Raw genomic sequence first — 12,535 nt, 5'->3', positions numbered from 1 at the left:
TTTCTGGACAGATTCAACAGGTTAACGCAAATCATCTGCCAGAATTTAATCTTGTGCTGCACGAGTCAGCCTATGTTTATATAACCATCAGTCCGTGACTGGTGCGCATCATAAAGTAAGCGGATAGATTGCGCAATTTTTATACAACACTCATGACTGATTAAAGCGAAACAGCGGTAACAGGAAACGTTGCGACTGTTCAACGATGGCCTCCATTGTCTCTGGTGTTAATTGCCGCCAGAGCCGTTGATACCAGATATCATCACCTTCGCCACGCACCATCATGTTGCCTTCGTAAGCCTGAAGGAATTTCGTACGGGCTTTTTGCAACGTGGAATCGTCATCCAGCATGGCATCGTTTTGCGCGTCATAACAGGTTTTTAGCCACGCGCCGCCACTTTCAGGTAACACCAGCAATGGCGCGGACATTCCTTCACGATACCCCTCAATCAGTTGTGAGAGGTAATGCAAAGCCTGTTCGGCTGCAAGCGGCGGAAAACGCCACTCACCGTCTTTGCGTAGAAAAAGGCGACTTTCGCCATTACCACCGCTGGCACAGTAGACAAGGTGTTCCAGCCAAAGTTGCATTCCCTGCGCCACACTTAATAAAGAGGGACGCCAGCGCAACAGGCCATCCGGCTGCACCTGCGGCAACCAGCCAGTTATCTGCACACCGTTGCAGGCGAGATCAATTTCCATACTCTGCCCCGGCTGGCGACAGGCAATGACTCTGTCGGCAAGCTGCTGCATCTCCTGGCACTGTGTTTCCCAGAAAATTTCACCAAAAGCGCCATACGGTAAATCCCCTGCCGCCCGGAAGCGGCGGAACAAGCGTTCGGCATCATCCTGCTCAACCAGTGCATTCAATAACTGCTGATTGATTTGATAACGGCTAAGTCCTTCCAGAATAAATGGCTCGGTGTCTGGGATTTCGCTGTCTTCAGTACGGAAGTTCACCTGCAAACGCATCTGGAAGAACGCCCGCACCGGATGTGCCCAGAATCGTTGTAGCGTTTCCAGCGGCACGGTTTCCGGTAAGGTAAACGGCAGCGGCTGAACAAATTCAGAATGTGCTTTACCAGCCTGGCTGGCCGCAGGTAGCCATTCACGAGCATAGCTTTGTCGTTCGCCTGGCTGGTAGTTTTGCGGATCAAACGGCATCCGGGTATGGAGGCAAGTAAGATGCGCTTTTACCCTTGCCTCGCTTTCATCACAGTTGAGCGCTTCATCGCCCGGTAGATAATGACTTTGCCCGATGTAGTCGATCAGTTCCTGCACCAGTACCGACGGGAAACGTTCACTGTTATCCTGAATGGAACGCCCGATATAGCTGATATAGAGTTTTTGCTGCGCGGAAATTAACGCTTCCAGGAACAGGTAGCGGTCGTCATCGCGACGGCTACGGTCGCCACGCTTCGGTTTCTGGCTCATCAGGTCAAAGCCCAATGGCGCAAGCTGACGTGGATAAACGCCGTCGTTCATTCCCAGCAGGCAAACCACTTTGAACGGAATTGAACGCATTGGCATCAGAGTACAAATATTAACCGGTCCGGCGAGAAAACGCTGGCTGATACGTTCTTGATCCAGACGCTGTGCCAGTTCATCACGCAATAGTGACAGCGGCACCGCGTCGCCATACTGCGCACCTAAACCTTCGGCGATAATCGCCTGCCATTGTTGTTCGATCAGCGTCATCGCCGCTTCGGTTTCCGCATCCGGCAGGAAGAAGGCGTTGAGCATATCGCGACAAACCGGCAACCACTCTTCTAGCGGACGCTCCTGTGCCAGCCCGCGACGCCAGATGTTTAGCTGCATTAGCAGTGAAGCCAGATGCCCCACCAGTTCTGCAATTAAGCCGCTCGATTCATCATAAGGTAGAACCGATTGCCACTCGCCCTGCGCGCTCTCCATCGCGTAGCCCAGCAACATACGCGTCAGGCCAAATCGCCAGGTGTGTTGTCCGGTGGCGGGGAGTTCCAGCTCGCGAACGTTGTCGTCATCTATCCCCCAACGAATGCCGGATTCGTTGACCCACTGGCGTAAATAACGCAGCCCTTCTTCGGTGATGTCAAACCGCGCCGCCAGCACCGGCACATCCAGCAGCGCCAGCACATCCTCTGACACAAAGCGACTGTCAGGCAGTGATAACAGGCTGATAAACGCTTCCAGTACCGGATGTGACTGCCGCGCACGACGGTCGGAAATGGCGTAAGGCAGGTAACGATCCGCAGGTGCGCTACCAAACACTGCCTGAATAAACGGACTGTAGCTGTCGATATCAGCCACCATCACGATGATGTCGCGCGGAGTAAGTGTCGGGGCTTCCTCCAGCATCGCCAGCAAGCGATCGTGTAAAACTTCAACTTCACGCTGCGGGCTATGGCAAACGTGGAATGTGATACTGCTATCCAGTGGATCAAGCGGGCGTTTGTTATCGCTACGGGAAAACTCTTCGATGTTCACACCCGCAACGGCGCGGTTTTCCAGTTCCAGAATGTCAGACTGAATGTTATGCAGCAGGTTATCTGGCGTCACATCGACAAAAGCGTCCAGCTCCTGGCTGCTCTCCAGGTCAGAAAGGAGATAAATGTAGTCGCGCCCAAGCTTCCCCCATGAGGCCAGCAGCGGGTTGCCGACATCCTGTTCACCATCGCTGTTAAAGAGCTGTCCGGCATTTTCGCTATCGCGAAATAGCGGCAATTCGCGATCTTCAAAACTGTGTCGACGCTGACGAGTCAGCAGTTTCGCCAGATAAGCAGGATCTTTAATATCGCCCCAGTAATAACGGCAGGGGTTGGTAAACAGGAGATGGATTTCAATATGTTTACCCAGCGCCTGGAGCGCCTGGAGATAAACAGGCGGTAACGCGGAAATACCGCATATAAAGACGCGCGAAGGTAACCCCGGCGGGCAGGTCGTCGCGGACTCCAGCGTTTCGATAAAGCGCTGATAGAGATTCGCGCGGTGCCAGCGCGGTTGTCCGAGTTCATGGGTATATTCCACCAGCGCCTTCCACAACGGGGCTTGCCAGGCCTGTGCTTCTCCCAGCCCTTCAACCAAATGTCCTGTTTCCCACTGTGCCAGCCAGTCCGGACGATAGACCAGATACTGGTCAAACAGGTCCGCCGCTTTTGAGGAAAGCTGGAACAGTTTTCGCTTGTCGCTATCGTCAGTCAGATAATGCCGCAACAGGGTAAAGTCTTCGCGCTCCAGCAATTGCGGCAGCAGAGTCATCAGTTTCCAGCTCATGCTCTGTTTGTTAAAGGCGCTCTCTTTGGGGATTTCCGGTAACACCCGGACGAACATATCCCAGATAAAGCTCGCTGGCAGCGGAAAATCAATGTTTGCCGCAATACCAAACTTTTGCGACAGGGTCATTTGCAGCCACTGCGCCATACCGGTACTTTGCACCAGAATCATCTCTGGTTCGAAAGGATCGTCCAGCCGTTCGCGTTCGACAATAAACTCCATCAACGCTTCCAGCACGTCCAGACGATTGGAATGGTAGACCCTTAACATAGCGGCTCCTGACTACTGACGATTCGGGCAATGCAGGCGGGTCATCTCGCCTTCTCTGCCCCCGGGTGAAACTAGCGTAACGCTGATGCTGACACATCCCGCCTGCGATGTCTGCATTCGGTTGACCTGCCAGTTGGCAAGTGGCGAAATCGCGCGCAGTTGCGTTTGCTGCCAACCATGCCGCCAGAGCTGTTGGTACTGGTTTCTGCTGGCGAGACTGTTCATTAATGTTCGCTGGATACCCGATAACGCAGTGACAATCATCACCATCAGCACCATCGCAACCATTACCTCCGGCAGGCTAAAGCCTTGTTGATTCTTCAGGGAAGCTGACATAATGCCCCCTCTTTCAGCGGACAAAAATCGCTCCAGCCGCGTGGCGAAAAAACAATTTTTCCATCAATGACTTCGCCTGTTCGCCACAACGAAACGCCTTCATAACCGGCAATCAATAAGGCTTCATTATCTGCCAGTAAACGCAAACAAACCTGGGCATCGGTTCCAGCGTACTGCGAGCACTGAACTGCTGGCTGCGTCTGCCAGGAGTGCATTTTTCCCCACGCCAGCGCCGACTGAACGATGGCCTGGCGGCGCAATGACTGACTTTCCATGCTCACGCGAGAGGCAAAACTGCGATCCTGCTGACTCATTCCTTGCAATAGCAAGCTACCCAAAACCAGCAGCATCAGGACCAGAGCCTGTGACGAAACACCTTTTTCGCGGTTCACAGGTTGAATCCTGTCACGCTATAGCTGGCATCCACCACGGTTTGCGGTTCAGACTTACTGGCAGCACGCATATTAACCGTCAACACCGGCGAGAAGCCGCTGACATCCTGACGTACGACCTGAAAAGTGTCGATAATGATGGCATCCGGATTAGTGACTTTATCCCAGCCCTTACCTTCACAGGATGTCGCACCGCGTAGCGTTTCCAGCACATGCTCCTTCAGACGAAATCCAATCTGGTCGGACTCTTTTACCGGTTCGCGATCCCAGATACCGTTACTGTTCGCATCCCACTGCACAATGATACAGTCACCCTGTCCGACAATTTCCAGCCCTTCGCCGGTACAGCTGCCATGACAATAACCCGCCCTCTGGAGATGCTTCGCGACGGTAAATACCCGCAGCCAGATTTCATCTTCCAGTGCCAGCTTACGAGTGCTCGTTAAACTTTCACGCTGTAACGCAGGCAGAAAGCGTGCAGCCCCCAGCAACAATACGCTACTGATCGCCATAGCAATCAACACTTCCAGCAGAGAAAAACCTTGCTCTTTTACAGGCATCCTTCTGTTTCTCCTTGCTGATAAAGCCGGAGTCTTCCCCACGGCGAAACCACCAGCCACCACTCGCCCGTTGAGTTTTTGAAGCGAATATGCCCGGCCCATGCGGTATTGCGCAGGCCAAAGAAAGCAAGCGAAGGTGTCAGGTCGCTCATTTCGACTTCGGGCCAGCGTGGCACAAAGACCAATGGTGAACTGCCATGACAGGTATTGGCCCCAGCAGCGGAACTCACAAGGCACCATAACGTCCCCTCCCTGATAACGCTGATACTGTGGTCGCGGTTATGCCAGTTGGCATCTTCACGTAAATAGAGCAAATAGTCCCGCGCCTAGCTGGCGGTTTGCCAAAGCCGTTGCGACTGCTGCCAGTATTGCCAGCCATAGAGTCCACTTGCGCTTAGCATGACCAAAATCAGCATCGCGACCAGCGTTTCAATCAGCGTATAACCACGTTGTGTTTTCATGCCGGCAGTATGGAGCGAGGAGAAAAAAAGACGAGGGCCAGTTTCTATTTCTTCGGCGCATCTTCCGGACTATTTACGCCGTTGCAGGACGTTGCAAAATTTCGGGAAGGCGTCTCGAAGAATTTAACGGAGGGTAAAAAAACCGACGCACACTGGCGTCGGCTCTGGCAGTATGTTTCGTAATTAGATAGCCACCGGCGCTTTAATGCCCGGATGTGGATCGTAGCCTTCAATCTCAAAGTCTTCGAAACGGTAGTCGAAGATGGATTCGGGTTTACGTTTGATAATCAACTTCGGCAGCGGACGCGGTTCGCGGCTTAATTGCAGATGAGTTTGATCCATATGGTTGCTGTACAGGTGCGTATCGCCACCGGTCCAGACAAAATCACCCACTTCCAGATCGCACTGCTGCGCCATCATATGCACCAGTAACGCGTAGCTGGCAATGTTGAACGGCAGGCCGAGGAAGACGTCACAGGAGCGCTGATAAAGCTGGCAAGAGAGTTTGCCGTCTGCCACATAGAACTGGAAGAATGCATGGCACGGTGCCAGCGCCATTTTATCCAGTTCGCCTACGTTCCACGCTGAAACAATAATGCGGCGCGAATCCGGGTCGTTTTTCAGCTGGTTCAGTACCGTAGTAATCTGGTCAATATGACGACCATCTGGCGTTGGCCAGGCGCGCCACTGTTTACCATACACTGGCCCGAGGTCGCCATTTTCATCGGCCCATTCGTCCCAGATGGTGACATTGTTTTCGTGTAGATAAGCAATGTTAGTATCGCCCTGCAGGAACCACAGCAGTTCGTGGATGATGGAACGCAGGTGGCAACGTTTGGTTGTCACCAGCGGGAATCCATCCTGCAGGTTAAAACGCATCTGATGACCAAAAATGGAAAGCGTTCCGGTTCCGGTACGGTCGTTTTTCTGTGTGCCTTCGTCGAGCACTTTTTGCATCAGTTCTAAATACTGTTTCATGGTTCCTCAGGAAACGTGTTGCTGTGGGCTGCGACGATATGCCCAGACCATCATGATCACACCCGCGACAATCATCGGGATGGAAAGAATTTGCCCCATGCTGATGTACTGCACCCAGGCACCGGTAAACTGCGCGTCGGGCTGGCGGAAAAACTCAACAATGATGCGAAACGCGCCGTAGCCAATCAGGAACAAGCCTGAGACAGCTCCCATTGGGCGCGGTTTACGAATATACAGGTTGAGGATAATAAACAGCACCACACCTTCCAGCAGCAGTTCGTAAAGCTGTGATGGGTGGCGCGGCAGCACACCGTAAGTGTCGAAAATGGATTGCCACTGCGGGTTGGTTTGCAGCAGCAAAATATCTTCTGTACGGGAGCCTGGGAACAGCATGGCAAACGGGAAGTTCGGGTCAACGCGGCCCCACAATTCACTGTTAATAAAGTTGCCCAGACGCCCGGCACCAAGACCAAACGGAATGAGTGGTGCGATAAAATCAGAGACCTGGAAGAAGGAACGTTTAGTACGGCGGGCGAAGATAATCATCACCACGATAACGCCAATCAGGCCGCCGTGGAAAGACATGCCGCCGTCCCAGACACGGAACAGATACAGCGGATCGGCCATAAACTGCGGGAAATTGTAGAACAGAACATAACCAATACGTCCCCCGAGGAAGACGCCGAGGAAGCCCGCATAGAGTAAGTTTTCAACTTCATTTTTGGTCCAGCCACTGCCCGGACGATTCGCCCGACGTGTTGCCAGCCACATTGCAAAAATGAAACCCACCAGATACATCAGGCCGTACCAGTGAAGCGCCACGGGTCCTATTGAGAAAATGACCGGATCAAACTCCGGAAAATGCAGATAGCTACTGGTCATCTGTCACCACAAGTTCTTGTTATTTCGCTGAAAGAGAACAGCGATTGAAATGCGCGCCGCAGGTTTCAGGCGCTCCAAAGGTGCGAATAATAGCACAAGGGGACCTGGCTGGTTGCCGGATACCGTTAAAAGATATGTATATGATCCGCGCTATAACCCTCCGCGAATCAGCCCGCCCATGCCGCGACGCTCCATAAAGGCTGCAACCTGATGACGAACTTCGGTCGCCAGTTGCGCTTCCAGACTACGCTGCGCAAGATTTTCTGCTTCGGCAAAATCAATGCGCCGCAGCAGGTATTTTACCCGCGCTACAGAACGTCCGTTCATAGACAGATGGCGATACCCAAGCCCAATGAGGATTGCCACACACATGGGATCGCCCGCCATTTCACCGCACAAACGGAGATCGATACCATGTATTTCCGCTTCCCGGGCGATCATCGCCAGAGCTCGTAACATTGCAGGATGAAGACTGTCGTAAATGTTAGCCACCCGGGTATTGTTGCGATCAACGGCCAGAATGTATTGAGTCAGATCGTTGGTGCCAACAGAGATGAAATCGACCCGCTTTGCCAGATGCGGCAGCATAAATACCATTGACGGCACTTCCAGCATGATGCCGATACGTGGTTTGGGAATTTCGTAACCGATCATCTCCTCGACTTCACGTCCGGCACGTTCAATCAGGCGGCGTGCTTCGTCAACTTCATCGAGGCTGGTGACCATCGGCAACAGAATATTCAGGTTGCCCGTAGCGGCATTAGCACGCAGCATCGCCCGCACCTGGATCAAGAAGATCTCCGGCTGATCGAGCGTAATGCGAATACCACGCCAACCCAGGCATGGATTCTCTTCGCTGATCGGCATGTAAGGCAGCTGCTTATCTGCTCCGACATCCAGCGTACGCAAGGTGACGGGTTTATCATTGAACATTTGCAGCATCCCCTGATACTGCGCCACCTGTTCTTCTTCCGACGGGAAACCACTTTGCAGCATGAATGGGATTTCAGTGCGATAAAGACCGATGCCATCAATACGGCTGCCCAGTTTTTCTTCATGTTCCGGGCTTAAACCAGCATTGAGCATGACTTTTATACGCTCACCGCTTTTTAACTGCGCGGGTAAATTGACGTCATCTTCCGCCAGACGGCTAAGCTCAATCTCTTCACTAATTAGCCGCTGATATTCTTGCAGCAGTACCGGCTCCGGATCGACCAGCAATTCACCGCGATAGCCATCAACGATCAGCGTCCTACGATGCAGCACCGAAGGCTGAATATCCGCGCCCATCACGGTAGGGATCCCCAGCGCACGTACCATGATCGCAGCATGGGAGTTGGCTGCGCCATCTCGCACGACAACACCGACTAAGCGATCCTGGGGCAGCTCAGCAAGAGTTGTCGCTGACAGTTCATCTGCCACCAGAATGAAACGTTCCGGCCAGGCGTTCGGCCCTTGATTAGCGTCATCAAGATGAAACAGCAATCGCTGACCCAGCGCACGTAAATCGCCAGCCCGCTCTTTGAGATAGTTATCGCTTAGCGCGGCAAACTGTTCGGCAAATTTTTCAATGACCGTTTTTACCGCCCACTCTGCCACCGAGCCTTTATCAACCTCGGCAAACAATTCGCGACGCAGCCGGGTGTCCGAAAGCAGGTGCGAGTAAAGATCGAAAATAGCCGCCGTTTCTTTTTGTGCTCCGGCGGCAAAGCGTTTGCTGTAGCGGCGAAACTCGTTTGCCGCTTCTTCCAGCGCCCCGGTCAGTCGTTCGCGTTCCAGAGCCGGATCCAGCGTTGATGCCTGATACACCTGTTCCATTAAAGGTAACGTGGCATCCTGCCAGCCTTCGGCAATCGCCACACCAGGTGCTGCCGGTAATGCGCGGATTCGCGTCTGGCGATATTGCCCAAACAGGGCAGTCAACTGCGACTGAGAAAGAATAGCTGCCATCTGGGTGGCAAGCGTCACCAGGAAGGATTCTTCACTTTCGTCATACTGGCGCAACTCTCGTTGCTGTACCACCAGTACACCAAGCAACTGGCGACGTTGAATAATTGGTACGCCTAAAAACGCGCGGAAACGTTCTTCTTTTACGGAGGGGATGTATTTGAAGCTGGGGTGCTTTTGCGCATCTGCAAGGTTTATCGGTTCCGCCAGCCTGCCAACCAGGCCGACGATCCCTTCATCAAACGCGAGCGTTACAGTGCGACCGCGTGGTTTTTTCAGCCCCCGGGTCGCCATCAGGTAGTAACAACGTCGATCATGATCGGCCAGGTAGACCGAACAGACCTCGGTATCCATCGCAAGACAGATGTCGGTAACCAGAATATTTAACGCCTCATTCAGGCGTGGTGCGCTGGCTACCTTTTCGACTATTTCGCGCAGGCGAGTGAGCATAATTGGCGTGACTTAACCTCTTTTACGTCGATAAGCAGATGCGTTTTGTGGTTTTGGCGTATTTTCCTGCAGTGACATCACCACACTCGCGAACTCTTTCATTACCCTACGGTAGACATCACGTTTAAATGACACCACCTGTCTGACCGGATACCAGTAACTTACCCATCGCCAGCCGTCAAACTCTGGTGTACTGCTGGTTTGCATATTGATTTCTGCATCGCCGCTTACCAGCTGCAAGAGAAACCATTTTTGTTTTTGGCCGATACAAACCGGCTTCGTGTCCCAACGCACCAAACGTTTCGGTAATTTGTAGCGCAACCAGTTACGCGTTGAAGCAAGGATTCGAACGTCTTTGCGGCTTAATCCTACTTCTTCAAACAATTCACGGTACATCGCCTGCTCTGCGGATTCTCCGGGGTTGATTCCGCCTTGCGGAAATTGCCAGGAGTGCTGACCAAATCGCCGGGCCCACATTACCTGCCCCTGGCGATTACAAATCACGATACCTACGTTTGGGCGGTAGCCATCGTCATCAATCACCGGACTACCTCAAAATAAAGCTTTATATACGAATGATTGTTTCATACTCCAGGAAGACGGTAAACCACTCTCTGCAGGGCATTACACACTAATAACAATTGAATAACTCACAGTTATGTGCAGAGTTATAAACAGAGGAAGGGGTGGATAGCCGTTTTTATTCACCTTTTCTGTGGATAGAGTTGTGAAGAACTACGGAATTACTACGGGAAAACCCGGAGCATTCTGAATAAGCCCGATATAGACATTTTAAAATATTCATTATTAGTCAATGCATTACATGTAATTTGAGTAATGAAAAAGAGTAATTCGTGACCCAGGTCACACCTCTCATTTACGGGTTGGCGAAAGATCAACCAATGCCGTATTTATCCACAGAATGTGCCACTAAGTTAAGCACTGAACCACTAAAAACTGGAGTTTCGTCGCACGTCAAGGCTGTAAATGAAAACAGTAGTGGAGGTTTTTCACAGTTATCCCAGCTTTCTGTGGATAACATGGTGTAAGATCCTGTTTATTTTCAGTGACCAGATTTGGAAAACCTATTGCAGTGTTGCGCAACTCGATTACCGGCAGCCTAAAAAGCAATATAAATCAGAGAATTGAACAACACATGTGGAAAAAGTTACACTGCGAATATTCGGCACATAATTGCTGTTTGTTTTTTAACCAAGGCATCATGACATGTCCCAACCTCGCCCACTGCTCTCTCCTCCCGAAACTGAAGAACAGTTGTTAGCGCAAGCACAGCAACTTTCTGGTTATACATTGGGAGAACTGGCGGCACTTGCCGGGCTGGTTACGCCAGAGAATTTAAAACGCGATAAGGGCTGGATTGGCGTGTTACTGGAGATCTGGCTAGGTGCCAGCGCAGGGAGTAAACCTGAGCAAGATTTTGCTGCTCTGGGCGTGGAACTTAAAACTATCCCTGTGGATAGTCTTGGTCGTCCGCTGGAAACAACATTCGTTTGTGTTGCCCCGTTAACGGGTAATAGCGGGGTGACCTGGGAAACCAGCCATGTGCGCCACAAGCTCAAACGCGTACTGTGGATACCGGTTGAAGGCGAGCGCAGCATCCCGCTGGCGCAGCGTCGCGTAGGATCACCGTTGCTGTGGAGCCCGAATGAAGAGGAAGACCGACAGCTACGCGAAGACTGGGAAGAATTAATGGATATGATTGTTCTCGGTCAGGTTGAGCGGATCACCGCTCGTCACGGGGAATATTTACAGATAAGACCGAAAGCAGCGAATGCGAAAGCGCTTACCGAAGCCATTGGTGCCCGGGGCGAACGGATTCTGACGCTGCCACGCGGCTTTTATTTGAAGAAGAATTTCACCAGTGCACTACTGGCCCGTCATTTTCTGATCCAGTAGCCATCGCTTTGACCTGCCGCTTTCCGGGCATATAATTACCGCTTCATTTTTTTGGCAGGGCTTTTTAGATGTTATTTGCATGGATAACCGATCCTAACGCCTGGCTTGCGCTCGGTACGCTGACGCTGCTGGAGATCGTTCTTGGGATCGACAATATTATTTTCCTTTCTCTGGTGGTGGCAAAGCTTCCCACAGCACAACGTGCTCATGCGCGCCGTCTGGGGTTGGCGGGAGCCATGGTTATGCGTCTGGCTCTGCTGGCATCAATCTCTTGGGTTACGCGCCTGACAAATCCGCTTTTTACAATATTCAGTCAGGAAATTTCTGCCCGTGATTTGATTCTGCTTCTGGGTGGCTTGTTCCTTATCTGGAAAGCCAGCAAGGAAATCCACGAATCCATTGAAGGTGAAGAAGAAGGGCTGAAAACACGCGTTTCATCATTCCTCGGCGCTATCGTGCAGATTATGCTGCTGGATATTATCTTCAGCCTCGACTCGGTGATTACCGCTGTGGGTCTGTCAGATCACCTGTTTATTATGATGGCAGCCGTGGTGATTGCCGTAGGCGTGATGATGTTCGCCGCGCGCTCGATTGGTGATTTTGTCGAACGCCATCCTTCGGTAAAAATGCTGGCGCTCTCTTTCCTGATTCTGGTGGGCTTTACCCTGATTCTGGAAAGTTTCGACATCCACGTACCGAAAGGTTACATCTACTTCGCGATGTTCTTCTCTATTGCGGTTGAAAGCCTCAACTTGATTCGCAACAAAAAGAATCCGCTCTGATACTCCGTACGCTCTCCTGCGGGAGGGCGTACTCACTCCTTTTACCCTCACAGTTTAAGATTTTCCTGCTTTCAAGATATATAACGTCGATTTATAAACAGACTATTATCATAGGTAGGCCAAATGAGGATAACCGGATGAAAAAATGGGCAGTAATAATTTCTGCAGTCGGACTGGCGTTTGCTGTTTCCGGGTGTTCCAGTGATTACGTCATGGCGACCAAAGATGGCCGTATGATTTTGACCGATGGAAAACCTGAAATTGATGATGATACCGGGCTGGTGAGTTATCACGATCAGCAAGGTAACGCG

12 protein-coding genes and 1 pseudogene are annotated in these 12,535 nt (G+C 51.8%); 3 read left to right on the top strand and 10 right to left on the bottom strand.

What is annotated here, in order from left to right; genetic code table 11:
* Nucleotides 1-150: 150 nt before the first annotated feature.
* The 10 genes and pseudogenes from recC to ygdT form a co-directional block, all read right to left on the bottom strand.
* On the bottom strand, nt 151-3,519 hold the full coding sequence (gene recC / locus ACUU1I_RS07080; protein ID WP_000946913.1) for an exodeoxyribonuclease V subunit gamma: 3,369 nt from the start codon (nt 3,517-3,519) through the stop codon (nt 151-153).
* Between the two features lie 12 nt (nt 3,520-3,531).
* A complete protein-coding gene (locus ACUU1I_RS07075; protein ID WP_152030568.1) occupies nt 3,532-3,855 on the bottom strand; it encodes a prepilin-type N-terminal cleavage/methylation domain-containing protein in 324 nt (107 codons plus the stop codon).
* The gene (locus ACUU1I_RS07070) at nt 3,840-4,247 is read right to left on the bottom strand and encodes a DUF2509 family protein (RefSeq protein ID WP_001078404.1); all 408 of its coding nucleotides are present in this window, start codon (nt 4,245-4,247) and stop codon (nt 3,840-3,842) included. Before ACUU1I_RS07070 ends, ACUU1I_RS07075 begins: the two co-directional genes overlap by 16 nt.
* Nucleotides 4,244-4,807 (bottom strand): prepilin peptidase-dependent protein, encoded by a 564-nt coding sequence (locus ACUU1I_RS07065; protein WP_001144322.1) that lies wholly within the window; start codon nt 4,805-4,807, stop codon nt 4,244-4,246. The genes ACUU1I_RS07070 and ACUU1I_RS07065 overlap by 4 nt, the downstream gene beginning before the upstream one ends.
* Nucleotides 4,798-5,268 (bottom strand): annotated as a pseudogene (locus ACUU1I_RS07060) (prepilin peptidase-dependent protein). The gene ACUU1I_RS07065 and the pseudogene ACUU1I_RS07060 overlap by 10 nt, the downstream one beginning before the upstream one ends.
* 183 nt (nt 5,269-5,451) lie before the next feature.
* Nucleotides 5,452-6,246 carry a thymidylate synthase gene (thyA, locus tag ACUU1I_RS07055; protein WP_000816232.1) on the bottom strand — a complete coding sequence of 265 codons (795 nt, stop codon included), beginning with the start codon at nt 6,244-6,246 and terminating at the stop codon, nt 5,452-5,454.
* A 6-nt stretch (nt 6,247-6,252) separates the two neighbouring features.
* Nucleotides 6,253-7,128, bottom strand: coding sequence for a prolipoprotein diacylglyceryl transferase (lgt, locus tag ACUU1I_RS07050; RefSeq protein ID WP_000204660.1), 876 nt, complete (start codon nt 7,126-7,128; stop codon nt 6,253-6,255).
* Between the two features lie 150 nt (nt 7,129-7,278).
* On the bottom strand, nt 7,279-9,525 hold the full coding sequence (gene ptsP / locus ACUU1I_RS07045) for a phosphoenolpyruvate--protein phosphotransferase (RefSeq protein WP_000957911.1): 2,247 nt from the start codon (nt 9,523-9,525) through the stop codon (nt 7,279-7,281).
* A gap of 12 nt (nt 9,526-9,537) precedes the next feature.
* The gene (gene rppH / locus ACUU1I_RS07040; RefSeq protein WP_000564489.1) at nt 9,538-10,068 is read right to left on the bottom strand and encodes an RNA pyrophosphohydrolase; all 531 of its coding nucleotides are present in this window, start codon (nt 10,066-10,068) and stop codon (nt 9,538-9,540) included.
* 352 nt (nt 10,069-10,420) lie between these two features.
* On the bottom strand, nt 10,421-10,567 hold the full coding sequence (ygdT, locus tag ACUU1I_RS07035) for a protein YgdT (protein WP_269473089.1): 147 nt from the start codon (nt 10,565-10,567) through the stop codon (nt 10,421-10,423).
* A 185-nt stretch (nt 10,568-10,752) separates the two neighbouring features.
* Between ygdT and mutH the strand changes: the two genes are divergently transcribed.
* The 3 genes from mutH to ygdR form a co-directional block, all read left to right on the top strand.
* Complete coding sequence (gene mutH, locus ACUU1I_RS07030) at nt 10,753-11,442, top strand: DNA mismatch repair endonuclease MutH (RefSeq protein WP_000082188.1); 690 nt, start codon at nt 10,753-10,755, stop codon at nt 11,440-11,442.
* A 68-nt stretch (nt 11,443-11,510) separates the two neighbouring features.
* The gene (locus tag ACUU1I_RS07025) at nt 11,511-12,224 is read left to right on the top strand and encodes a TerC family protein (RefSeq protein ID WP_000895627.1); all 714 of its coding nucleotides are present in this window, start codon (nt 11,511-11,513) and stop codon (nt 12,222-12,224) included.
* Nucleotides 12,225-12,361: 137 nt separating this feature from the next.
* Nucleotides 12,362-12,535 (top strand): lipoprotein YgdR (gene ygdR / locus ACUU1I_RS07020; protein ID WP_449144823.1); only part of this gene is annotated, 174 nt, incomplete at its 3' end.

It is taken from the genome of Shigella sp. SIG3 (assembly GCF_053555855.1).
The sequence above is the reverse complement of the archived record's forward strand: the minus strand, read 5'-3'. Positions and strand labels throughout refer to the sequence as shown.

What these genes read in the sequence shown, in the direction of transcription:
- ACUU1I_RS07075 (WP_152030568.1), bottom strand. Translation starts at nt 3,855, where the DNA reads ATGTCAGCTTCCCTGAAGAATCAACAAGGCTTTAGCCTGCCGGAGGTA.
- ACUU1I_RS07065 (WP_001144322.1), bottom strand. Translation starts at nt 4,807, where the DNA reads ATGCCTGTAAAAGAGCAAGGTTTTTCTCTGCTGGAAGTGTTGATTGCT.
- lgt (WP_000204660.1), bottom strand. Translation starts at nt 7,128, where the DNA reads ATGACCAGTAGCTATCTGCATTTTCCGGAGTTTGATCCGGTCATTTTC.
- mutH (WP_000082188.1), top strand. Translation starts at nt 10,753, where the DNA reads ATGTCCCAACCTCGCCCACTGCTCTCTCCTCCCGAAACTGAAGAACAG.
- ygdT (WP_269473089.1), bottom strand. Translation starts at nt 10,567, where the DNA reads ATGTTATCCACAGAAAGCTGGGATAACTGTGAAAAACCTCCACTACTG.
- ptsP (WP_000957911.1), bottom strand. Translation starts at nt 9,525, where the DNA reads ATGCTCACTCGCCTGCGCGAAATAGTCGAAAAGGTAGCCAGCGCACCA.
- recC (WP_000946913.1), bottom strand. Translation starts at nt 3,519, where the DNA reads ATGTTAAGGGTCTACCATTCCAATCGTCTGGACGTGCTGGAAGCGTTG.
- thyA (WP_000816232.1), bottom strand. Translation starts at nt 6,246, where the DNA reads ATGAAACAGTATTTAGAACTGATGCAAAAAGTGCTCGACGAAGGCACA.
- ACUU1I_RS07025 (WP_000895627.1), top strand. Translation starts at nt 11,511, where the DNA reads ATGTTATTTGCATGGATAACCGATCCTAACGCCTGGCTTGCGCTCGGT.